12 protein-coding genes are annotated in these 24,008 nt (G+C 64.1%); 5 read left to right on the plus strand and 7 right to left on the minus strand.

Translation table 11 applies throughout. The annotated features are described in order from the left end of the window. The 6 genes from PMI26_RS25085 to PMI26_RS25060 all read right to left on the minus strand — a co-directional run. On the minus strand, positions 1 to 1,931 hold a 1,931-nt coding region (locus tag PMI26_RS25085; protein ID WP_007971050.1), incomplete at its 3' end, for a condensation domain-containing protein. Next, complete coding sequence (locus PMI26_RS25080) at positions 1,928 to 5,026, minus strand: non-ribosomal peptide synthetase (RefSeq protein ID WP_007971052.1); 3,099 nt, start codon at positions 5,024 to 5,026, stop codon at positions 1,928 to 1,930. The genes PMI26_RS25085 and PMI26_RS25080, both read right to left, overlap by 4 nt. 11 nt (positions 5,027 to 5,037) lie before the next feature. Then, a complete protein-coding gene (locus PMI26_RS25075; protein WP_007971054.1) occupies positions 5,038 to 6,096 on the minus strand; it encodes a TauD/TfdA family dioxygenase in 1,059 nt (352 codons plus the stop codon). Between the two features lie 52 nt (positions 6,097 to 6,148). Beyond that, entirely contained in the window at positions 6,149 to 15,382 is a 9,234-nt protein-coding gene (locus tag PMI26_RS25070) for a non-ribosomal peptide synthetase (protein WP_007971056.1), read from the minus strand. A 255-nt stretch (positions 15,383 to 15,637) separates the two neighbouring features. Beyond that, positions 15,638 to 16,372 (minus strand): thioesterase II family protein, encoded by a 735-nt coding sequence (locus tag PMI26_RS25065; protein ID WP_033047449.1) that lies wholly within the window; start codon positions 16,370 to 16,372, stop codon positions 15,638 to 15,640. A gap of 225 nt (positions 16,373 to 16,597) precedes the next feature. After that, positions 16,598 to 17,770, minus strand: coding sequence for an MFS transporter (locus PMI26_RS25060; RefSeq protein WP_007971058.1), 1,173 nt, complete (start codon positions 17,768 to 17,770; stop codon positions 16,598 to 16,600). A gap of 256 nt (positions 17,771 to 18,026) precedes the next feature. Here PMI26_RS25060 and PMI26_RS25055 point away from each other — a divergent pair, with 256 nt between their 5' ends. The 4 genes from PMI26_RS25055 to PMI26_RS25040 all read left to right on the plus strand — a co-directional run bounded on the left by PMI26_RS25055 (position 18,027) and on the right by PMI26_RS25040 (position 22,138). Next, a complete protein-coding gene (locus PMI26_RS25055) occupies positions 18,027 to 19,850 on the plus strand; it encodes a glycoside hydrolase family 15 protein (RefSeq protein WP_007971059.1) in 1,824 nt (607 codons plus the stop codon). A gap of 327 nt (positions 19,851 to 20,177) precedes the next feature. Then, complete coding sequence (locus tag PMI26_RS25050; protein ID WP_007971060.1) at positions 20,178 to 20,567, plus strand: hypothetical protein; 390 nt, start codon at positions 20,178 to 20,180, stop codon at positions 20,565 to 20,567. A gap of 11 nt (positions 20,568 to 20,578) precedes the next feature. Continuing rightward, complete coding sequence (locus PMI26_RS25045; RefSeq protein ID WP_007971061.1) at positions 20,579 to 21,211, plus strand: BRCT domain-containing protein; 633 nt, start codon at positions 20,579 to 20,581, stop codon at positions 21,209 to 21,211. Between the two features lie 24 nt (positions 21,212 to 21,235). Next, positions 21,236 to 22,138: an alpha/beta fold hydrolase gene (locus PMI26_RS25040; protein WP_007971063.1), complete on the plus strand. Its 903-nt coding sequence runs from the start codon at positions 21,236 to 21,238 to the stop codon at positions 22,136 to 22,138. Here PMI26_RS25040 and PMI26_RS25035 read toward each other — a convergent pair. Next, a complete protein-coding gene (locus tag PMI26_RS25035; RefSeq protein WP_007971064.1) occupies positions 22,107 to 23,090 on the minus strand; it encodes a GlxA family transcriptional regulator in 984 nt (327 codons plus the stop codon). The two genes, PMI26_RS25040 and PMI26_RS25035, sit on opposite strands and share 32 nt — an antisense overlap. An 89-nt stretch (positions 23,091 to 23,179) precedes the next feature. Between PMI26_RS25035 and inhA the strand changes: the two genes are divergently transcribed. Then, complete coding sequence (gene inhA, locus PMI26_RS25030; RefSeq protein ID WP_007971067.1) at positions 23,180 to 23,866, plus strand: isonitrile hydratase; 687 nt, start codon at positions 23,180 to 23,182, stop codon at positions 23,864 to 23,866. Positions 23,867 to 24,008 lie beyond the last annotated feature (142 nt).

The raw sequence follows: 24,008 nt of genomic DNA on the forward strand, positions 1-24,008 counted from the left end.
GCGCTGGCCTCCTCGAGCCAGTCGCTGGCGTGATCGAGGCAGATCACTTCAATGCTTTCGTTCAACGGCAGGCGCGGCATCAGGGCTGAGTCAGTCAGCAACAGGCGTGTGCCGCTGTCGGCGAGCATGTAGGCCAGGCGATCCTGCGGGTAATCCGGGTCCAGCGGCACATAGGCGCCACCGGCCTTGAGGATCGCCAGCAGGCTGACGATCATCTCCAGCGAGCGCTCCAGGGCGATGCCCACCAACACGTCCGGGCCGACGCCGCGTTCGCGCAGACGATGGGCGATGCGGTTGGCGCGGCTGTTCAGTTCGGCGTAAGTGAGGGTGATGCCCTCGCAGGTCACGGCAATGTTGTGCGGGTGCGCGGCGGCCTGGGCTTCGATCAGTTGATGGGCACACAGGGCATTCGCGTCTTCAGCGACGTTGATTTCGGCGCTGCGATTCCAGTCCAGCAAGGTGGCCTGCTGTTCGGCAGCGTCGAGCATGCTCAGGTCGGCCAAGGCCACACCTGGGTCGCTGCAGATGGCCTGCAACAGGTTCAGCCAGTGTCGGCCGAGACGCTCGATGGTCGCGGCGTCGAACAGTTCGGTGGCGTAGACGAACGACGCATGGATGCCCTCGTCGCTTTCGACGGTGTCGAGCATCAGGTCGAACTTGGTGGTCTTTTCGTCCCAGATCAGCGGTTCGACGCTCAGGCCCGGCAAGTCCCAGCGTTGCGGGTCGCCACTGTGGCGCTGGTGGTTGAACATCACCTGGAAAAGCGGCGTGTGGCTCAGGCTGCGCTCCACGCCCAGGCCATCGACCAGTTGCTCGAACGGCAGGTCCTGATGAGCCTGCGCGCCGAGCGCTGCGGCCTTGACCTCGGCCAGCAATTGCACAAACGGCTGGTCGGCCCGGGGCTGGCTGCGCAGCACCTGGGTGTTGACGAAAAAGCCCAGCAGGTTTTCCACGTCCTGGCGGGTACGGTTGGCAATCGGCACGCCGACGCGGATGTCCTGCTCGCCGCTGTAGCGATGCAACAGCGTCTGCAACGCCGCCATCAGCAGCATGAACAGGGTGCAGCCTTCGCGGCGGGCCAGCTCGCGCAGTTGAGCGGTCAACGCAGCGGGAATTTTCAGCTCGACGCTGGCGCTCTGCTGGCTCGGGATCGCCGGGCGACGGCGGTCGGTCGGCAGGTTCAGTGGCGGGTGTTCATTGCCCAGCTGTTCACGCCAGTAATCGAGCTGACGATCGGCCTCGCCGGCCTCCAGCCACAGGCGCTGCCAGCGGGCGAAGTCGGCGTATTGAATGCCCGGTTCCGCTAGCTGCACGGCCTGCCCTGCACTGAGTTGTCCATAGAGTTGGGTGAACTCCTGCAACAGGATCGGCAGCGAGCCGCCATCGGTGACGATGTGATGGAAGGTCAACACCAGCACTTGTTGCCGGGCATCGAGGCGGATCAAGCGGCAGCGCATCAACGGACCGTGCTGCAGGTCGAACGGCTGCTCGGCGTTGAGGGCGATCTGGCGTTGCAGTTCGCTGTCGTCGGCGGCAGCGACCTCGACCAGCGGAGTGTCCATCTGCGGGTGGATGTGCTGCAACACTTGCTGTTCGTCGAAGACGAACGTGGTGCGCAACACCTCATGACGTTGCACCAGTGTCGCCAGGGTCTGCGCCAATGCATCGCGGTTCAGTTCGCCATTGAGGCGGAAGGCACCGGTCAGGTTGTAGGCCGTGGCCTGGGGTTGCATCTGCCAGAGGAACCACAAGCGCTGCTGCGCGTAGGACGCCGGCAGCGTGTCGACGGCGCGGTCCCGTGGCGGGATCGGCAGTAATTCCAGGGTCAGCCCCTGAGCGTGCATCTTTTCTTGCAACGCACGCCGGGCGTCCGCGCTCAAGCCGCAGAAACGCTGGGCCAGGGTCATCATTCTGTCCGGTGTAGCACTCATCGCGCGTGTTCCTCATCCACTTCGTCGAACAACGCTTCGAGGGCGTCTACGTCGTTTTCCTGGTGCTCACTTTGCTGGCGGAACTGCTCGATCTGCGCCGCCAGGCGTTCCAGGGTATCGCCGTCGAAAAACAGCTTGAGCGGGATCGCCAGGTTCAGTTCGTCCTGAATCCGCGCGCGAATGCGCGTGGCCAGCAGCGAGTGCCCGCCGAGTTCGAAGAAGCTGTCGTGCACGCCGACGCGCTCGACGTGCAGCGCTTCGGCCCAGATCGCCGCCAGGGTTTTTTCCAGGTCGTTGCGCGGCGCGACGAAAGCGCTGCGGCGAACATCGAGATCGAGCAAGGCCTGGCGATTGAGCTTGCCGTTGGGCATCAGCGGGAAACGTTCCAGCACCTGCAAGCGCGACGGCTGCATGTGCTCGGGCAGCACCTCGGCCAGATGGCTGCGCAGTTCGTTGAGGCGGATGTCGGCGGTGTCGGCCGGGGACACCACGAAGCCCAGCAACTGCGGGCCGGTCGGGGTTTCCCGGGCGATGACGGCAGCGTCCTCGATGCCCGGTGCGCTGCGCATGGCCGCTTCGATTTCGCCCAATTCGATGCGGAAGCCGCGGATTTTCACCTGGTGATCGACCCGACCCAGATACTCCAGCACGCCATCGGCGCGATAGCGCGCCAGGTCACCGGTGCGGTATAGGCGTTGGCCCGTCGCCTTTGCAAACAGGTCGGGGACAAAACGCTCGGCCGTCAGCGTGGCACGCTGCAAGTAACCCCGGGCAATGCCCGCACCGCCGACGTAGAGTTCACCCTCCACGCCCACGGCCACCGGTTGCAGGTCCGGGCCGAGCACGTGAATGCGCATGCCGGCTATCGGCTGGCCGATCGGGATGCTGTCGGCGTCCTGGCCGAGCGGCAATTCCCACGCCGAGCACCACACGGTGCCTTCGGTCGGGCCGTATTCGTTGACCAGTGCCACCCCCGGCAATGCCTCGCGATGTCGCTGCACCAAGGCGTTGCTGCAGGCTTCGCCGGCAACGATGACGCAGGCCAGGGTCTGCTGATCGAGGTGTTCGAGAATCTGTGCGTGGTAGGACGGCAAGGTCAGGTAGTGGGAAACCTCTTCGCGCTGGATCAACTCGGCCAATCGGGCCGGATCCTTGTAGCTGTCCTCGTCCGGCAGGCACAGGGTCGCGCCCTGCCCCAGCGCCCAGAAAACCCCGGCCACCGAACTGTCGAAGGAGAACGACGAGAGCATCAGGAACGCGCGCAGCGGCTGGCGATAAAACCCAGTGCGCGCCAGGGTCGAGGCCACGGCGTTGGCATGGCTGATCATCACGCCCTTGGGTTTGCCGGTGGAGCCGGAGGTGTAGATGACGTAGGCCAGGTTGGCGCTGTCGCCCTGAGGCGCAGGTTCGGTTTGCGCGGCGGCCCAGACGTCGGCCCCCGGCATCAGGGAAATTATCGGTTCATGACGCAATGCGTCCGGCAGCGGTTGGCAGGCCAGCACCTGGCGCGCGCCGGTATCGGCGAGCATGAACGCCAGGCGCTCGATCGGGTAGTTCGGGTCCAGCGGCAAGTACGCAGCGCCGGCCTTGAGCGTACCCAACAAGGCAATGACGATTTCCAGCGAGCGCTGGCCATAGACCGCGACGATTTCATCCGCCGCCACGCCTTGGGCGCGCAAGGTATTGGCCACCTGGTTGGCGCGCGCATCCAGCTCGGCATAGGTCAGGCGCTGACCGTTGATACTCAGGGCGATGCGTTGCGGATGCAGGCGTGCCTGCTCGCTGAACAATTCCTGTAGGAAACGGCACGGCAAGGCCTGCCCGGTGGCGTTCGGGTTGAACCCCTCGATCAGGCGGGTCAGCTGTGCCGTATTGAGCAGATTTGCCTGAGCCAGGGTCAGCTCGGGTGATGCCAGTAATTGACGACTGAACTCGACAAACTGCTCCAGCCATTCGGCCAGCATCGACTCTGGCAGCGCGCCGTCGAGACACGACAGCTGCAACTGCTCGCCCTGGACACGCAGGCGCAGGACTTCGGGGTTGGCGTCGTCCACCTCGATTCCGGCTTCAATGGCGGCTTGATAGACGAAGCCGTAACGCAGCGGCGCGGTGCCTTCGGCGCTCAGTTCGAACTCGTTGAGGCAGTCGAGCCAGGACAACGACTGCTCAACGCTGGCCGCAAAGGTGGCCAAGGCTTGCGCCAGTGTCTGCTGGTTACCGTGCTCGAAGGCCACCGGCAGACGCCGGGCGAACCGGCCGAGGGTGGTGGCGGTCTGCTCGTTGCGACCGTCCACCTGCCAGCCCATCAGCAGTTTTTCCTGTTGGCCGATGCGTGCAACGAACGCGGTCCACAGCAACAGCGCCAATTGCTCCGGCTCAACGCCCGCTTGAACAGCGGCCCGTTGCACGCCAGCCAACCAAGGGGCGTCAATCAAGGTGGCCTGACGACGAACCAAGGTGACATCGAGCGCTTTTTCGAAGGGCAAGCGGTGGGTCACGGAGAACTGCTGTTGCAGGTTGCGCCAGAACGCGGCGCCCTGGTGGCCGATGTCTTCTTCGCGCAGCGCTTGCTGCCAGGCGCTGTAGTCCAGGTATTGCAGCGCGTCCTCGTCTTCGACCAGGGTTTCGCCGCGCAACAGACTGGCGAGTTCAGCCGACAGCACCCGCAGCGAGGCTTCGTCGAAGCTGCACGCCGGGGTCAGCAGAGTGACGATGGATTGCCCTGCTTCGCCCTCGACCTGTGCCACCACCAGCACTTGATTCGAATCTTCAACCAAGACTTCACGGCTGCGGCTCAAGGCCTCGGCCACCGAAGGCTGGTCGCCCAGCACTGTCAGTGGCAGCGCTTCGCACAGGCTCTGCACCGGCCACTTCATGCCCGGCAAGCGGCGGTACACCGTGCGCAGGGTTTCGTGACGCTGGCCCAGTGTCTCCAGCGCCGCACGCAACGCCCGGGCATCCACCGGCCTGGCGACCGGCAATGTCAGGGCGGCGAACAGCGGCTGGGCGCCCAGTTCCTGGACGCGCAAATAAAAGGCCTGCTGAGCCGAAGTCTGGAAGACGTCTACCGAAGGTTCGAGGGCGGTGGTGTTCATGTCGGGTGTCCTTATTCCTGATCCAGGTCGGCGCTTTTCTGCGCGATGGCCATGGCCGTGAGGATTTTTCTGTAGCCAGTGAATTCGTTGCGCGCATGCACGCTGAGGATGTTGTCGAGCAGGACCACGTCGCCCTTCTCCCAGGCGAACTCGACCATCACCTCGCGGTAGATGCCTTGCAGGTGACGGATCACGTCGTCGGGAATCGGTGAGCCATCACCGAAGAAGGTGTTCTGCGGCAGGTCTTGCGGGCCGAATTCACGCAGCAGGTTGTCGCGGATGCTGTCCGGCAGGGTCAGCGCGTTGAAGAAGGTGCCGTGGTTGAACCAGATGCGCTCGCCGGTCAGCGGGTGGCGCACGATGGCCGGACCGTTCTGCCGCGTGCGCAGGCGGTTGCCGGACTTCCACTCGGCCTGGATGCCGATCTTGGCGCAGTAGGCTTCGACCTCGGTGCGGTCCTCGCTCTGGAACACGGTCTGCCACGGCAGGCCCATGCCGTCGCCGTAGTTGCGCACGTACATGATGCGTTTACGGGCAAATTCTTCGCGCACCGCCGGGTCGATCCGCGCGAGGATCCGGCGGGTATCGCCGAAGGGTGTTTCGCCGCCGGTGGCCGATGGGGTGTCGCAGAAGAAATACAGGTGACGCGGGAACACCGGCGAATACGAGTGTTCGTTGTGCGGGAAGATTTTCTCCGGCGCCGGGTAATCGGTGGAGCTGTAGATCTTGAACTGACCGGTGATCTGGGTGCGTGGCGAGGCGCGGAACAGGTACTCCAGCGCGCCGCCGGATATCGCATCGACGCAGTGGTTGAACTCGCCGATATCGGCCACCTGAAAGCCACGGAACAGGATCACCGCGTGCTCCAGCAGCTTGCTTTCGATCAGCGCGCGATTCTGGCTCGCCCATTCCACCAGGTTCACGCCGGACACGGCCGGGCGGCACACCAGCGGCATGCTGTGGCCTTCGAACATCGGCGCAAAACTCACCAGCCGCGTCGGATCGGTGGACAGGCTTTTGCGGGCACCACGACCCATCTTGGGAATGGACTTGGTCGTTGAAACGGTCATAAACCCCTCCAGAAAATGTTGACGGCGGCGCTAAAGGACGCCGTCGCCTATATCAGTCCGCTGCGGTTTGCGCGGTCGACGCGCCCCGGTTCGCCGAGCGGCGCTTGATCGCCATGGCACCGCCGAGCAGGGCCTTGCGTTGCTCGTTCAAGCGCGCCTCGGCACGGCGCTGGACATCGCTGGCCAGGTTCAGCAACTCACCGACCTGCAACGGCTCAGCGCCTACCAACGCCTCGAGCACCGCGCGGATCTGTTCGAACAGACATTCCAGCGTGCTCGCCAGGTACTGGCCGGCCGGTGTCTCAAAGCTCAGGTGGATGTGCTGCACGTCGTTGTAGAACGCAGCGACCATCCCGATCTCGGCGGCCTGACGCCCGGACGGGAAATCCTCCACGTGCAACCCATCCATCGAGGGCAAGCGACCGACGCCTTCCTGGTAAATCAGCTTGATGTCGAACAGCGGCGAACGGCCGGCCCGGCGCGGCAAGCGCAAGGCTTCCACCAGGCGCTCGAACGGCAGGTCCTGATGGTCCGAAGCCTCCAGCACCGCCCGGCGACAAGCCTCCAGCAATTGCGCTACCGGCTGCCCGGCATCGACGTCCACTTGCAGTACTAGTTGGTTAACGAAGAAGCCGACCATTTCTTCAAGCTCGGCTTGATTTCGGTTGGCGATATCGGTGCCGATGCGCACCCGAGCGACTTCGGTGCGCTGGCGCAACACCAGGGTGAAACCGGCCAGCAGCAGCATGTACAGCGACAGATCGCGCTGTTGGGCAAAGTCGCGCAACTGCTGGCTGAGTTCGGCACTGAAGGTGAAATGCGCGCTGGCGCCTTCCTGCGCCGTGCGCCGGTCGCCATCGGCGGGCAACTCCAGCACCGCTTGCGGCTCGGCAAGGCGCTGCTGCCAGTAGTCGAGCTGGCGTTGCAACTCGCCGCCCTGCTCCAGCCACTGGCGCTGCCATTTGGCGAAGTCGGCGTACTGCACGCTGTGCGCCGGCAGTTGCGGGGTCTGGCCACGGTTGAGGGTTGGATACAGCGTGACGAATTCATTGATCAGCACGCGGAACGACCAGTCATCGGCGACGATGTGATGCACCGTCAGCAACAGCACATGCTGGTCATCCGCGACCCGCAGCACCCGCACCCGCAGCAACGGGCCGTGGCGCAGGTCGAATGGCCGCGCGACTTCCTCGCGGGCCTGGTGTTGCGCCTCGACGTCCGGCGCCGGCAGATGCCGCAGGTCGCCGGTCTCGAAGCTCAACGGCAATTGCCGGTGTACCCGCTGCCAGGTCTGGCCGTCTTCTTCATAGAAGGTGGTGCGCAACACCGCGTGGCGCTGCACCAGGGTTTCGAAGGTCTGGCGCAGGGCGTCGTGGTTCAACTCGCCGCGCAGGCGTAAGGCACCCGGCATGTTGTACATCGAGCTGTCCGGCTCCAGGTTCCACAGGAACCACAAGCGCTGCTGGGCAAAGGACAGCGGCTGGCGTTCGCCAGAGGTGTCTGCCACCAGCGCGGGGCGTTCACAGCGGTGTTGCAGCGCCTGCACCTGAGCGGCGAAATCCTCAAGGCGCGGGTGTTCGAACAGGCTGCGCAGGCTTACCGACAGGCCCATGCGCTGGCGGATCTGCGAGACGATTTGCGTCGCCAGCAAGGAGTGCCCGCCCAATTCGAAGAAGCTGTTCTCGCGGTCGACGCGATTGACCTGCAGCACCTGCTGCCAGATCTGCGCCAACTGGATTTCCACTGCCCCCTGCGGTGCGCTACCGGTTGCGGCCTCCCAGACTGGCGGGGCAGGCAATGCGGCGCGGTCGAGTTTGCCGTTGCGGTTGAGGGGCAACGCGGCCAGTACCACCAGTTGCGTCGGCAGCATGTAGTCCGGCAGGCGCTCGCCCAAGGCGCGGCGCACGGTGTCGGTGAGTTGCCGCGCATCGGCGTCCAGCTGTTCCTCCGAGGCGGGCACCACGTAGCCGATCAACTGCTTGCCGCCGACGCCTTCGTGCACCAGCACTGCGGCTTCGCTGATCATCGGCAGGCCTTGCAGGTGCGCCTCCAGCTCACCCAGTTCGACGCGAAATCCGCGAATCTTCACCTGGTGATCAATACGCCCCAGGTATTCCAGTGCGCCGTCCTCGCGATAACGCGCCAGGTCGCCGCTGCGGTACAGCCGTGCCCCCGGTGTGGCGGAGAACGGATCGGCAATGAATCGCTCGGCGCTCAAACCCGGACGCTGGTGATAACGCTGGGCGAGGCCGGCGTCACCGCCGATGCACAGCTCGCCGACGCAACCGGTCGGCAGCAGGTGGCCTTCGCTGTCCAGCACATACAACGCACGCCCCGGCAGCGCGCGGCCAATCGGCACGCCAATGGGGTTGCGTGTATCGACCAGGGTGCATTCGTGGGTACTGGAAACGACCGTGGCTTCGGTCGGCCCATAGGTATTGAGCAGGCGCACATCGCCCAGACCGGCGGCATGCCACAACTTCAGGCCTTCCAGCGACATGGCCTCGCCCCCGACGTGGACCTGACGCAAGCGCCCTTTCTCACGCTGCGGTTGCGCAGCCCACTCTTGAGCCAGCAAGAACCAGTAGGCGGCCGGCAGGTCGGCCAGGGTCACGCCGTGCGCGATGATCTGCCGATAGAGCGTGTCGGTGTCCCACAACTCATCGCCGCGCATCACCAGCGCCGCGCCCACGCACAGCGGCGGGTAGCACTGCTCGACAAAGCCGTCGAAGCTGAAGGTGGCGAATTGCAGCACACGGTCTTGCGTTGTGAGTTGTGAATAGTCCGCCGCGATCACGCAAAACTCGCGCAGCGCGGCGTGGGCCAGGCACACGCCTTTCGGGCGTCCGGTGGAACCGGAGGTGTAGATCAGATAGGCGAGGTCCTCGGCGCTGGCGAGGTTTTCCGGGTTTTCGGTGGAGTAACCGTCAACGCTCGCCTCCAGCGCCAGGCGCGGCAAACCTTGCGGCAGCGCTACATCGGTGAGCAAGCCCGGTTGCGCCAACAGCAGGTCCATGCCGCTGTCTTCGATCATGTAGGCCAGTCGCTCGGCCGGGTAATCCGGATCGAGCGGCACATAACCGGCGCCGGACTTGAGGATGGCCATCAGGCTGACGATCATCTGTGCATTGCGTCGCACCGACAGGCCGACCCGCTGCCCCGGTGCCACACCCTGGGCGCGCAGGCGATGGGCGAGCTGGTTGGCTTGCGCATTGAGCTGGGCGTAGGTCAGGCACTCGTCGCCGACCATCACCGCCAGTGCATCGGGCGTGCGTGCCGCCTGTTGCTCGAAACGCTGATGGGCCAGCAACGGGCTGTCGATTTGCGGCGCAGGCGGACGGGAATGCGCCAACACTTTTGCTTGGGCCTTGGGGTCCAGCAGGCTGACCGCGCCCAGTGCCTGCTGTGGCTGTGCGACGAATTGCTCCAGCACCCGCAACAGGCTGGCACCCAACTGGCTGATCTGCGCCGCGCTGAACCGGCTGCGGTCGAAGCTGAAATCCAGACGCAGGGTGGCGCCGACTTCGATGCCGAGGGTCAGCGGGTAGCTGGTGATTTCGTGATTGCGCAGCGCGCCGAAGGTCAGGCCCGCCGGCGCCCCTTGCTTGAGGGCTTCGGCCACCGGGAAGTTCTCGAACACCAGCAGGCTGTCGAACAACGCCCCCTGTTGTCCGGCCCAGCCCTGGATGTCGTACAGCGGCACGTGTTCGAACTCGCGCAGGCTCAGGTTCAGTGCTTGCAGGTCATTGAGCCACTGGGCCACCGACTGCCCTGCCGGCGGCGCGGCAATGATCGGCAAGGTGTTGATGAACAGCCCCAATTGCTGTTCGATGCCCGGCAGCGGCGCGGAGCGTCCGGCCATGGTGGCGCCGAACGCCACGCAGGATTGGCCGGTGTAGCGCTGCAACAGCAGGCCCCAGGCGCCTTGCAGCAAGGTGTTGAGGGTGATTTTTTGCTGGCGGGCGAAATCGCCCAGGCGCTGTAGCGCGGCGCTCTCAAGGGTCAATTGATGTTCGCCCATGCCGCGCCCTTCGCCCGGTGTCGCCAAGGCTTGCGCCAGCAGCGTCGGCGTTTCCAGTGGCGCCAGCGCTTGCTTCCAGAACTGCTCGGCGGCCAGCAGCGGCTGCTGTTGAATCCAGCCCAGATAGTCACGGTATTGCCCCAACGGCCTGGCCAGCGTCTGCCCGGCATACTGCTGGATCACCTCGCCGAGCAACTGCGCGTTGCTCCAGCCGTCCATGAGGATGTGATGGCTGGTGTAGATCAGGTCCCAGTCTTCAGGGCTTCGGCGCACCAGCACCAGGCGGAACAACGGCGCGGCGTCGAGTTCGAAGCCGCGACTGCGCTCTTCGGCGGCCAGTGCATCGAGGTCAAGGTCAGCCACTTCGATCACTTGCAGTTGCAGGTCGATCTGGCGATGAATCACCTGGTGCGCAGATTCCAGTCCCAACCAGTGGAAGCTGCTGCGCAGGATGTCGTGTCGGTTGATCGCCGCCTGCCAGGCCCGGCCGAATGCCGCCAGTTCCAGCCCCTGGATGTCCAGACGCAATTGATTGATGTAAGCCTCGGTCTGAGGCTCGTACAGAGTGTGGAACAGCATGCCCTGCTGCATCGGCGTCAGCGGGTAAACGTCCTCGATGGCCGGTGCCGGGACAGGCAAGGCATCGAGTTGTGCCCGGGTGATGCGCGCCAGCGGGAAGTCCGACGGCGTGACCTGGCCTGGCGTTGTCGCGCAGCAATGTTCGATCAGTGCCTTGAGTTCTTCGGTGTACGTATCGGCCAGCTGCTGCACCGTGGATTCGGCGAACATGTCACGGCTGAAACCCCATTGCAGCGAGAGCTGCCCGCCATACACCTGGCCTTCCACGGTCAGCCAGTTGGCCAGCGGCGCATCATCGCCCTGGGCCTGGCCAGCGCTTTCCGCGGCCGGGACGAACAGCGCAGCCTCATCGAACTGACGGTCGAACTGCCCCAGGTAGTTGAAGGTGATGCGAGGCGCCGGCAGGTCTTGCAGAAGCTGGCGCTGCGCCGCTTCGCCGAGATAGCGCAGCAGCCCATAACCCAGGCCTTTGCCGGGAATGGCCCGCAGTTGTTCCTTGATCGACTTGATCGAATGCGCCGCCCCGGCTTCGGGTTGCAGGCGCACGGGAAACAGGCTGGTGAACCAGCCGACGGTGCGGCTCAGGTCGAGGTCGTCGGACAGGTCTTCGCGGCCGTGGCCTTCGAGCTGGATCAGCGTCGAGCCCTGCCCGCTCCAGCGGCAGATGACCCGCGCCAACGCCGTGAGCAACAGGTCATTGACCTGGGTGCGATAGGCCGCTGGCGCCTGTTGCAGCAACCGGCGGGTCAGTTCGGCGTCCAGTGTCGATTCGATCTTGTGCCCGTGGCGCTGCTGCAAGCTGCCCTGCGGATGCTCACACGGCAGGTCCCGGGCATCCGCCAGTTGCGCCTGCCAGTACGGCAGTTGCCCAGACAAGCTGCCGGCATGCTGTTGCAGGTGCGCGGCCCAGGCTTGATAGGCGCTGGTTTTCTCGGGCAGCGCCACTTGCCGGTAAGCCTGTTGCAAGTCTTCGAGCAACACCCGCCACGACACGCCGTCCACCGCCAGGTGATGGACCACCAGCAACAGGCGCTGGCTGCCATCGTCGAGGTTGACCAGCAAGGCGCGCAGCAGCGGCCCGTTGGCCAGATCGAGACTGCGTTGCGCTTCATCGCACAGCGCAGTCAGGGCTTCGGCCGAAGAGGCCCGACGCAGCCACAACCCGGCGGACTCGACCTGCGGCCCATGGTGTTGCTGCCAGCCTTGGACACCGTCGATGAAGCGCAGGCGCAAGGCGTCGTGGTGGTTGATCACGGCCACCAAGCCCCGCTCCAACGCTTGCGGATCCAGCGCTTCCCGGGGCGTCAGCAGCAGCGACTGGTTCCAGTGCTGACGCTGGGCAATGGCCTGTTCGAAGAAGTAATGCTGCGCCGGGGTCAGGATCACCTCGCCACTGACCGGGCCTTGATCGATGCTGCTGCGGCTGTCGAACGTCGCGACCAATGCCAGGCTGCGCACGGTCTGGTACTGGAACAGATCCCGCGGACTGAGGCGAATGCCGGCCTGGCGGGCGCGGCTGACCACCTGAATGGAAATGATCGAGTCGCCGCCGAGTTCGAAGAAGTTGTCTTCAAGGCCCACAGGTTGCGTGCCCAATACGTCCTGCCAAATCTGCGCCAGCATGGTCTGCATGGCATCCTGCGGTGCGACGAACGCCTGTTGCGGCGCGGCGTCCGGTGGCGGCAAGGCCTTGCGGTCGAGCTTGCCGTTGGCGGTCACCGGCAAGGCATCCAGCGGCATCAGGTACGTGGGCACCATGTATTCCGGCAGGCTGCCGAGCAGCCAGGCCTTGAGGGTTTGCGGCCACTGCGCATCGGCGTCGGCGTTTTCCAGCACCAGATACGCCACCAGATGCTTGCCGCCCTGCACCAGCACCACGGCCTCGCGCACCAGGTCGTGCTGCATCAGGCGGGTTTCGATCTCCCCCAGTTCGATGCGCAGGCCACGCAGTTTGACTTGATGGTCGAGGCGCCCGAGGTACTCGATCACGCCATCGGCGCGCTGACGCACACGGTCACCGGTACGGTACAAGCGCGCGCCGTCGTGGAACGGACACGGCACGAAGCGCTCGGCGGTGAGCGCCGGACGCCGGTGATAACTGCGCGCCAGCCCGGCGCCGCCGAGGTACAACTCCCCCGCCACACCAGCCGGGACCGGGAGCAATTGTGCATCCAGCACATGGGTGCGCAGGTTGGCGATAGGCCGGCCGATGGGCACGCTGTCGGCGCCTTCGTCGACGCAGGTCCAGTGGGTCACGTCGATGGCCGCCTCGGTCGGGCCGTAGAGGTTGTACAACCCGGCGCCCGGCAGTTTTTTGAACACCTGCAATTGCGCATCCAGCGGCAAGGCTTCGCCACTGCAAGCAATGCGTTTGAGGCCGGTGCACACCTCGACACCCGGCTCGTGGATGAACGCCTGGAGCATCGACGGCACAAAGTGCAGCGTGCTGATGCCGTGGTCAGCGATGAGGCGGATCAACTGCGCCGGTTCCCGATGTGCGCCCGGTGGCGCCACCACCAGACGCGCGCCGGTCATCAGCGGCCAGAAGAACTCCCAGACCGACACGTCGAAACTGAAGGGGGTTTTCTGCAATACCGAATCGCTGCCATCCAACCCGTAGGCCTGCTGCATCCAGCACAAGCGGTTGACCAGCGCCGCGTGACTGTTGCCGGCGCCTTTGGGCTTACCGGTGGAACCGGAGGTGTAGATCACATAGGCCAGGTTCAACGGATGCACCTCGACCTGCGGGCAGGTGTCGCTGTAGCCGTCGAGCCAGTCGTGCGGCTGGTCCAGGGCGATGATCTTGACGCCGTCGGTGGGCAGCGCGCCGAGCAGATTGCCTTGCGTGAGCAGCAGTCCAATCGCGCTGTCGTCGATCATGTAGGCCAGACGTTCGGCCGGGTACTCCGGGTCCAGCGGTACGTAGGCCCCCCCGGCCTTGTGAATGGCCAACAGGCCAATGACCATGTCCAGCGAACGCTCGACGCAGATCCCCACCAGTACATCCGGGCCAACGCCCTGCTCGCGCAGGTAATTGGCCAGTTGGTTGGTGCGGGCATCGAGTTGCGCGTAGCTCAGCTGGCGCTCGCCAAACACCAGCGCCGGTGCCTCGGGCGTGCGTCGGGCCTGGGCCTGGATCAGCTGATGCATGCACTGCTCGACGGGATAGACCTCGGCGGTGCGGTTCCAGTCCTGCACCAGCACCTGTTGCTCATCGGCGCTCAGCATCGGCAACTCACCGATTTTTTGCGTCGAATCGTCGACTAACGCCTGCAGCAGGCGCGTCCAGTGCCGGGCCATGCGTGCGATGGTGTCGGCTTCGAACAGGTCGTTGGCATAGGTCAGCGCGGCGTGCAGCTTGCCGCCCTTCTCCCAGGTGTCGAGGGTGAGGTCGAACTGGGTGGTGCGGCTTTGCCAGTCGAGGCTGCCCAGCACTAGGCCGGAGGCGGTGCTGACCGAGGCCATGTCGGCCACGTGCGGCTGGTGGTTGTACATCACCTGGAACAACGGCGTGTGACTGAGGCTGCGCTCCAGTTTCAACGCTTCAACCAGGCGCTCGAACGGCAGGTCCTGATGGGCCTGGGCGCCGAGGGCGGTTTCCTTGACGGTGCGCAGCAGGTCGTCGACCCGGGTCTGGCCGTCCAGCTGTGTACGCAGCACCTGGGTGTTGACGAAGAAACCGATCAGGCCTTCGATTTCCGCACGGTTGCGGTTGGCGATGGGCACGCCGACGCGGATGTCGGTCTGCCCGGTGTAGCGATGCAACAACGCGTTGAAGGCGCCGAGCAACAGCATGAACAGGGTGATGTTGTGCTTCTGCGCGGTGCTGCGCAGTTGTTCGGCCAGTTGCGCTTCGACCGCGAATTCATAGCGGGTGCCGCGATAGCTCGGCATGGCCGGGCGCGAATGATCCAGGGGCAATTCCAGCACCGGATGTTCATCGCCCAGTTGCGCCTGCCAGTACGCCAGTTGCCGCGCCTGCTCGCCCGCCTCCAGCCAGCGGCGCTGCCACAGGGCGTAGTCGCTGTACTGGATCGGCAACGCTGCCAGCTGCGGTTGGGTGCTCGCATCGAAGGCGTCGTAGCAGCGGATGAATTCGTCGATCAGCACGTTCATCGACCAGCCGTCGGAGACGATGTGGTGCAGGGTCAGCAACAGCACATGCTCAAGTTCTGCGAGCTTGAGCAAGGTGACCCGCAGCAGCGGACCGGTCGCCAGATCGAACGGCAGCATCGATTGCTGCTCGGCGGTGTGCGCCACGGCCCGTTCGCGTTCCTCGGCGGGCAGTGCGCTGAAATCCAGCTGTTCGATCAGCAACGGCGCCGTGGCCGGCACTTGCTGCAAGCTGTCGTCGACCTGACGCTGGAACACCGTGCGCAGGGTTTCATGCCGCGCCACCAGGCTGGCGAACGCCTGCTCCAGCGCCGACAGGTTCAAGTGCCCGGTCAACCGCACCGCGCCCGGCAGGTTGTAGGCGCCGCTGTGCGGGTCCAGCTGCCAGAGGAACCACATGCGTTGCTGGGCGTACGACAACGCCTGGCGATCCTCGGCCTCGATGCCGGCCGGGATCGGGAAACGGGCGAAATCCACGCCCTCCTTTTGCAAGGCCGCCAGGAACATCTGGCGCTTTTCCAGGGGCAACCCGATAAACCGGCGAGCAAGTTTCAAGGAGTCTTCAGCATTCATCTATCGGCATCCGCATCAGTAGGCAGCAGGCGCAAAGGCGCGTCGTCCCTGTAAAACGAATGCAGGCGGGAAAAATTAGCGTAGGGGAACAAGTATCAGGAGGGAGAGAAACGCGAAAAAACAGGCTGATGAATACTACTGTGGGAGCGGGCTTGCTCGCGAAGGCGGTGTGTCAGGCAAGGGGTATGTTGCTGACACTCCCTCTTCGCGAGCAAGCCCGCTCCCACAGGGGTCCAGTGAAGTTTGAGGAGGGTGTTAGCCCACGGCAGCCATGGAATGCCGCCGATGATGCCCCTCAAGCTGGTCCTTGATCACCCGCAGCACCTTGGCCTCCTGCTCATGGATGAAGAAGTGCCCGCCGGCCAGCATGTCCACCGAGAAACTGCCGCGTGTTTCCTGGCTCCAGCCGATCAATTGCTCGGTGGTGGCGCGGTCGGTCTTGCCGCCGAGCACGTGCACCGGGCACTTGAGCGGCGGGCGCTGGATCGGCGCGAAACGCCCGCACAACAAGAAGTCCGCACGCAGCACCGGCAGGGTCAGGCTCATCAACTCTTGATTGGCCAGGATCTCTTCGCGGGTGCCGTTGAGGGTGCGCAATTGCTCGATCAGTTCGGCATCGGTTTTCGGCTGGGCAAAACCGCGGTCGTAGTCGGCGCGCAGGGTCGGCGCGGCGGTGCCCGAGGCGAACAGCGCGACCGGTTCCGGGCAACCCAGCGAGCGGAGCGCGTGGGCCATCTCGCAGGCCAGCAACGCCCCCATGCTATGGCCGAACAACGCATACGGGGCCTTGAGCGTGGCCTTCTGTTCGTGGGCCAGCTGCAGCGCCAGGCGGCGCATGTCGGTGTGCAGGGGCTCGCCATAGCGCGCGCCCCGCCCCGGCAATTCCACCGGCTGCAGCTTGAGCCATTCCGGCAGTTTGCGCCGCCAGCGGCTATAGACCATGGCACTCGCGCCCGAATAGGGCAGGCACAGCAATGTCAGCGGGGTCACCGGGATTTCCTCGAAGGTTGTCTGTATGGAGAACGGATGAGGCACGCGGGGAATTAGTCGCCCATCGGAGTCGATCTGCACTCAGACCTGTGGCGAGCGAGCTTGCTCCCGTCGGGTTGCGCAGCGACCCAAAACATTCGTCCAGTTACACCGCATTCGCCGGTTTTACGACTGCTTCGCAGCCGAGCGGGAGCAAGCTCCCTCGCCACAGGTACTGTGTTGGCCTTACTTCAGATGGCGATAGCTCGGGATCGCCGAGCCGAGCACCAGCGCCCCCGCCGCTATCGCCAGCCAGAACCCGCTGCGCGCGCCGAAGGCGTCCACCAGCCAGCCGGAGCCGGCGGCGCCGATCGCTACGCCGATGCTCAGCCCGGTGACCAGCCAGGTCAGGCCTTCGGTGAGTTTGGCCGGCGGCACGATCTGTTCCACCAGGGCCATGGCGACGATCAGCGTCGGGGCAAAAAACAGCCCCGCGACAAACACCGCCAGCGACAAGCCGAGAATGTTCTCCGCCAGCAACAACGGCAAGGTGGTCACCGCCGTCGCCACGCCGCCGTACAGGAACAGGCGCGCCAGCGGTACTTTCGAACGCAGTGCGCCGAAGGCCAGCCCGGCCAGGCACGAGCCGATGGCGTACACCGACAGCACGATGCTCGCCGCCGCCGGTTGACCCTGCTGCTGGGCGAAGGCGACGCTGACCACGTCCACCACGCCGACTATGGTGCCCATGGCGACCATCAACAGCATCAGCAATTGAATATCGCGGGAACGGATGATCGAGCCTTGATGGTGGTCTTCATGGGGATGTACCGGCGGCTCCGTGCTGCGCTGCAACACGAACGCGGTGACGCCGACAGCCAGCGCCAGCAAGGCCGCCAATGGCCCGGCTTCGGGAAACGCCACTACACACAGGCCGACGGAAAGCGGCGGCCCGACGATGAAGCAGACTTCATCCAGTACCGATTCCAGGGCGTAGGCAGTCTGCAACTCGGGGCGGCCGCGATACACCTCGGTCCAGCGGGCCCGCACCATCGCCGACATGCTAGGCATGCAACCGGCCAGCGCAGCGAAGACAAACAGCGTCCAGTGCGGCGCCTGCAACCGCGTGCACAGCAACAGCAGCAACAGCGCCCCACCGCCGAGCAACGCCGCCACCGGCAGAATCCGTCCCTGGCCATACCGATCCACCAGCCGCGAGACCTGCGGTGCGCAAAAGGCCGTGGCTAGGGCAAACGTCGCCGCCACCGCGCCTGCCAGACCGTAGCCACCCTGCAATTGCGAGAGCATGGTGATCAGGCCGATGCCGGTCATGGAAATCGGCATGCGCGCGACCATGCCGGCCAGCACGAATGCGCCGCTGCCAGGGGCTTTGAATAACTCGCGATAGGGGTTTGCCATGGGTCGGGTCTCATCAGGGGACTGCACGTTGCCATAACGGCTGATTGCGGGGGAAGCGTGGAATTGTTGGTTGAATGTGAAGGCCCCTTCGCGAGCAAGCCCGCTCCCACAGCTGATTTGTGTACGCCGTCCAATGTGGGAGCGGGCTTGCCCGCGAAGAGGCCCTCACAGACAACTCACATTCCCCGCCAAATGAACTCTCGACCACCCGGACCAGTCAGCTAAATAGGCCCCCGACTCCCGGAGTTGCGCGACAATGGCTGATCACCCCGAACGCCAAAGCCCCATCGACGCCCACGGCATCATCGGCGACATGCGCAGCGCGGCGCTGGTCAACGACAAGGGCAGCGTGGATTTCTTCTGCTGGCCGGAGTTCGACAGTCCGTCGATCTTCTGCTCGCTGCTGGACACCCCCGAGGCGGGGATTTTCCAATTGTCGCCGGATTTGCCCGACGCCCGTCGCGAACAGATTTACCTGCCCGACACCAACGTGCTGCAAACCCGCTGGCTCAGCGACCGGTCGGTGGTCGAGGTCACCGACCTGCTGCCCGTCGGTGACACCGAAGACGACCTGCCACTGCTGATGCGGCGGATCCGCGTGGTCAGCGGCCGCGCCACCTTCCACATGCGTTGCGCGGTGCGCCATGACTACGCCCGCGCCAGCACCCGCGCGAGCATGGACAAGGATGACGTGATCTTCGAGGCTGCGGACCAGCCGTCCCTGCGACTGCGCGCCGATCAAGCCATGCACATTGATGCCAATGGGGCGGTCGCGCAGTTCACCCTTGAGCAAGACCAGACCGCCCAGTTCCTGCTCGGAGCGCCTGGCGACCCACGCTTCAAGGAGGGTGCCGCCGATCTGTGCCTGGAACGCACCCTGAAGTTCTGGCGCGACTGGATCGGCCAGTCCAACTACCGCGGGCGCTGGCGCGAGAGGGTTAACCGCTCGGCCCTGGCCATGAAGCTGCTGACCTCGCGCAAGCACGGCGCCATTCTCGCCGCGGCTACTTTCGGCCTGCCGGAGAGCCCCGGTGGCGAGCGCAACTGGGACTATCGCTTCACCTGGATCCGCGACGCTTCGTTCACGGTCTATGCGTTCATGCGCCTGGGCTTCGTCGAAGAGGCCAACGCCTACATGCGCTGGTTGCGCGGGCGGGTCAGCGACTGCCGGGGCAAGCCGATGAAACTCAACATCCTGTATGCCATCGACGGTCGCCAGGAGTTGCCGGAAATCGAGCTGACGCACCTGTCCGGTCACGGTGGCGCACAACCGGTGCGCATCGGCAACCAGGCGTACCAACAGGTCCAGCTCGACATCTTTGGCGAGCTGATGGACGCGATTTACCTGGTCAACAAGTACGGCGAAGCCATCTCCCATGAAGGCTGGAAACACACGGTGGAAGTCATCGATCAGGTTTGCCAGACCTGGGAACAAAAGGACGTCGGCATCTGGGAAATGCGCGGTGAGCAGTACCACTTCCTGCATTCACGACTGATGTGCTGGGTCGCCCTGGACCGCGCCATCCGCCTCGCGTCCAAACGCTCGCTGCCCGCCCCGTTCGCCCGCTGGGACCAGACCCGCCAGGCGATCCATGCCGACATCTGGGAAAACTTCTGGAATGAGGAGCGCGGGCATTTCGTCCAGCACATCGGCGGCACCGGCCTGGACGGTTCGATGCTGCTGATGCCGCTGGTGCGCTTCGTCAGCGCCCGCGACCCGCGCTGGCTGGCGACCCTGCAAGCCATCGAAAAGAGCCTGGTGCGCGACGGCATGATCTACCGCTACCGCAACGACGACAGCCAGATCGACGGCCTGCCCGGCAGCGAAGGCGCCTTCGCCGCCTGCTCGTTCTGGTACGTCGAATGCCTGGCCCGCGCCGGCCAGCTCGACAAGGCCCACCTGGAGTTCGAACAGTTGCTCAGGTACGCCAACCCGCTGGGGTTGTATGCCGAAGAGTTCGACAGCCATGGACGGCACATGGGCAACACACCGCAGGCGCTGACGCACCTGGCGTTGATCAGTGCGGCGTGTTTTCTGGATCGCAGGTTGAGTGGGGAGAAAACCGTCTGGCAGCCGTGAACACAAGTTTCTGACACCACCGACATCTGTGGCGAGGGGGCTTGCCCCCGTTGGGCCGCAACGCGACCCCAAAAAGTAGCTACCAAATCCCCGGGAAAACCGCGTTCGCCGGATTTACGGCCGCTGCGCAGCCGAACGGGGCGGTGCGGCGATCCGACAAGCCCCCTCGCCACAGGTGCTACGCAAAGCAAAGCCCTGCATTTTTAAACAACTACCGTCGGAAGCTCCCTCGGAATACATTATTGCCAGCCGTTACATCCCCACCTAACATCTTCGATCACGGGCACAGCGGAGCTGTCCAGAACCACCCGAATTCAAGGAACCAGAATGACTCAACGCATCCATCGCAGCATCGACACCCCGCTCCGAACCGGTTTGAACCGCGAAGAACTCTGGGAGGCCGACGACAAGGGCCTGATCAAATGCTGGGAAGTCGGCCGCCAGCGCGCAACCCATTTCCCCGAACTCGCCCGACAGTGCCTCGCCGGCGAGTTGCCGGTACTGGGCTGGAAAGGTGGCGTCAGCCGCAGCCTGAAGAAACTCGAAAAATACGGCTCTCTCAAATACCTCGCGCAGTGGCAAGGTTTGCGCGGGGAAGACCTGGATGTGGACCTGGCGCAAGAACGAGCGCTGACGTGTGCACGGACAGCCATGGTGGTGACGTTTACACCGGATCGGGCGAAGTATTTCAATCAGGTAGCGGAAGTTGAATCCTAGGAGCAGGGACGATGGTCGATTTGCATCAGGAATTTCAAAACAGTGGATTCTTCCACGAAGCACGCATTGATAGACGTTCAGCCGACGCGTTGACAGGTATTGCGGCTGGACTCGCTGCCGATGGCAAGATCAACCAGCAGGAAGCCGAGTTTCTCAAGAGCTGGATCGAAGCTCATTTGTGTCATCTGGGTGATCCGGTCGTGAACATCCTCTATAAACGCCTCTCCGACATGTTGAGCGATGGCGTACTGGACTCCGAAGAATCGGCTGAACTACTCGATATGCTGCACCAGTTTGCAGGTCTGCCGGTTGGCTCTGGCCAGGTCTTCACAACGCCTTGCAGTCTTCCACTCGATAACCCTGCACCCGCGCTGAACTGGGTTGATCGGGTTTTCCTGTTCACCGGAGTCATGGCTTATGGCCCGCGCAAAGCATGCGAATCACTGATTGTCGAACGCGGCGGCCTGATTGGAGGTTCGGTCAGCAAGAAAATCAACTATCTGGTGGTCGGCAGCATCGGAAACGATCAATGGCTTCATAGCACTTATGGAACCAAGATCAAAAAAGCGGTTGAGCTGAGAGAGAGCGGTGCTCCTATCGCGATCATCAGCGAAGAACACTGGCAAAGGGGGCTGTTCGGGTGACACAACTATCGGCGTCAGGGGGGGATGATGATTGAGCAGCCACTAAAGACCGTCCGCACGACACAACTCGACATTGCCTACGAAGAACACGGGCCCGTCACCGGCGACCCGATCATCATGCTTCATGGCTTTCCCTATTCGCCGCGCTCCTACGACGACATCGCCCCCGCTCTCGCCGCTACCGGTTACCGCGTGATCGTCCCGTATCTGCGGGGTTACGGCCCGACGCGTTTCATCAGCGCCGATACCCTGCGCTCCGGCCAGCAAGCCGCCCTTGCCCAGGATTTGCTTGACCTGATGGATGCCCTTTGCATCAACCGGGCGTCCCTGTGTGGCTACGATTGGGGTGGGCGGGCGGCGTGCATTGTGGCGGCGCTGTGGCCGGAACGGGTGCGCTGCCTGGTCACGGGCGATGGCTATAACCTTCAGGACATCCCCCATTCGACACAGCCATTGGCTCCGGACAGTGAGCATCGCTATTGGTATCAGTACTATTTCCACACGCCTCGTGGCGTCGCAGGCCTGACCGAAAATCGCCGCGCCTTGTGCGAATTGCTCTGGAAGCTCTGGTCACCAACCTGGGCCGAAAACGCTGCACGCTATCCGTTGAGCGCCCCTGCCTTCGATAACCCGGATTTTGTCGACGTGGTAATTCACTCCTATCGCCACCGCTTCATGTATGCCCTTGGCGACCCGGCGCTGGAATGGATGGAGCAGGCCCTGAGCAAACAACCAACCATCAGCGTGCCGACAATTTCCCTGTGCGGTGCCGATGACGGTGTCGGGCCTGCGCAAGAAAGCGACGAAGATATCGGGCATTTCACCGGCCCCTATGAGCGTCGAGTGTTGGCAGGCGTTGGCCACAACATTCCAGAAGAAGCGCCAGAGGCAACACTCAAGGCACTACTGGATCTACTTCGGCACTGACCGAAAACCGCTCCCGATAAGCCTGCGGTGTCACCCCCATGGCCCGCAGGAAGCTGCGGCGCAGGGTTTCTTCGCTGCCGAATCCGCATTGCACCGCCACCCGTTTGATCGGCACTCCGGTATCGCTGAGCAGACGCCGCGCGGTTTCGACGCGGATCAGTTCGATGGCCCGGGCCGGGGTCTGGCCGGTGTCGGCGCGGTAGTGGCGCACGAAGCTGCGTTCGCTCATGCCGGCCTGCAAGGCCAGGGTCGGGATGCCAAGGTCCTTGGTCAGGTTTTCGCTGATCCAGGCGTGAAGTTCGTCGAATCGCTTACCTTCCTGTTGCAGGGACAACGTCACGCTGAATTGCGACTGGCCACCCGGACGCTTGAGAAACACCACCAGTTGCCGGGCGACTTCCAGGGCCATGTTGCGCCCCAGGTCTTGTTCGACCATGGCCAGCGCAAGGTCGATACCGGCCGTCACGCCGGCCGAGGTCCAGACCGGGCCGTCGTTGATGAAGATCGGGTTGGGTTCGACCTGCAAGCGCGGGTGCTGTTGCGCCAGTTGCTCGCAGCGGGTCCAGTGGGTGACCACGCGCCGGCCATCAAGCCAGCCGCTGGCCGCCAGCAGAAACGCACCGGTACACACCGAGGAAACCCGTCGGCAGCCACGGGCCTGCTCGCGCACCCAGGCGACCAACGACGCATCTTGCGCCGCCGCGTAGACACCCCAGCCACCGGCGATGATCAGGGTGTCAGTACCGTCATCCGGTAAGGGTTCGGCCAACAGCGCCAGGCCCGCCGACGACATCACCGCCCCGCCGCCCCAGGCAATCACCGTCGGCGCGTAGGGTGGCGGCAGGCCTTGCTGACGGGCAATGTCGTTGGCCGAGGCGAAAACCTGCAATGGCCCGGTGACGTCGAGCAATTGCACGTTGGCGAACGCGAGTACATGGATGGTTTTCGACATTTGGCGTAATTCGTGGGGATATTGGCGTATACGCCAAATCCTACGAGCCTACAGTCAACCCGTCCACCCCCACTTCACGAGAAAACACCATGGCGTTGCAGATCGGCTTTCTGTTGTTTCCACAGGTTCAGCAACTGGACCTGACCGGCCCTTATGACGTACTGGCCTCGCTGCCGGATGTGAAAGTGCATCTGATCTGGAAGGACCTGATGCCGGTCACTGCCAGCACCGGCCTGATGTTGAAACCGACGACCACTTTCGAGGATTGCCCGGCGCTGGACGTGATCTGCGTACCCGGTGGCAGTGGCGTCGGGCCGTTGATGGAAGATGACCAGACCCTGGACTTCCTCAGGGCCCAGGCCGCCAACGCCCGGTACATCACCTCAGTGTGCACCGGCGCACTGGTACTGGGCGCGGCGGGATTGCTCAAGGGCAAACGCGCCACCACTCACTGGGCCTATCACGAGTTGCTCAAGCCGCTGGGCGCAATCCCGGTAAAGGATCGGGTAGTTCGCGACGGCCATCTGTTGACCGGAGGCGGGATCACCGCCGGTATCGACTTCGCCCTGACCCTGGCCGCCGAGCTGTTCGACCCGGCCACCGCCGAGTTGGTGCAGTTGCAACTGGAGTACGCTCCGGCCCCGCCGTTTACTGCGGGCAGCCCCGAGACGGCGCCAGCCAGTGTGCTGGAAGAGGCTCGCCAGCGGGCTGCCGCCTCGTTGAAGTTGCGGGCGGAAATCACCGAGCGCGCGGCGGCGAAACTCGATCGTCAGTAAGAAAACGGCGGCGGGCATCCGCTTGCTGCCGCCCCGACCTTTCCTGCGGTCACAAAAAAACCCGCCGAAGCGGGTTTTTCCAAGACCATGACGACTCCTTGTCGCAGCGTTCCTTGCATATGGTCGATCATCCGTGATCCTG

Origin of the sequence: Pseudomonas sp. GM33 (assembly GCF_000282295.1) — a bacterium.
Lineage (GTDB): Bacteria > Pseudomonadota > Gammaproteobacteria > Pseudomonadales > Pseudomonadaceae > Aquipseudomonas > Aquipseudomonas laurylsulfatiphila.

Bases quoted from the DNA above. Each gene is read 5' to 3' on its own strand.
- PMI26_RS25045 (WP_007971061.1), top strand. From the start codon at position 20,579: ATGGTCGATTTGCATCAGGAATTTCAAAACAGTGGATTCTTCCACGAA.
- PMI26_RS25060 (WP_007971058.1), bottom strand. From the start codon at position 17,770: ATGGCAAACCCCTATCGCGAGTTATTCAAAGCCCCTGGCAGCGGCGCA.
- PMI26_RS25040 (WP_007971063.1), top strand. From the start codon at position 21,236: ATGATGATTGAGCAGCCACTAAAGACCGTCCGCACGACACAACTCGAC.
- PMI26_RS25050 (WP_007971060.1), top strand. From the start codon at position 20,178: ATGACTCAACGCATCCATCGCAGCATCGACACCCCGCTCCGAACCGGT.
- inhA (WP_007971067.1), top strand. From the start codon at position 23,180: ATGGCGTTGCAGATCGGCTTTCTGTTGTTTCCACAGGTTCAGCAACTG.
- PMI26_RS25055 (WP_007971059.1), top strand. From the start codon at position 18,027: ATGGCTGATCACCCCGAACGCCAAAGCCCCATCGACGCCCACGGCATC.
- PMI26_RS25035 (WP_007971064.1), bottom strand. From the start codon at position 23,090: ATGTCGAAAACCATCCATGTACTCGCGTTCGCCAACGTGCAATTGCTC.
- PMI26_RS25075 (WP_007971054.1), bottom strand. From the start codon at position 6,096: ATGACCGTTTCAACGACCAAGTCCATTCCCAAGATGGGTCGTGGTGCC.
- PMI26_RS25080 (WP_007971052.1), bottom strand. From the start codon at position 5,026: ATGAACACCACCGCCCTCGAACCTTCGGTAGACGTCTTCCAGACTTCG.
- PMI26_RS25070 (WP_007971056.1), bottom strand. From the start codon at position 15,382: ATGAATGCTGAAGACTCCTTGAAACTTGCTCGCCGGTTTATCGGGTTG.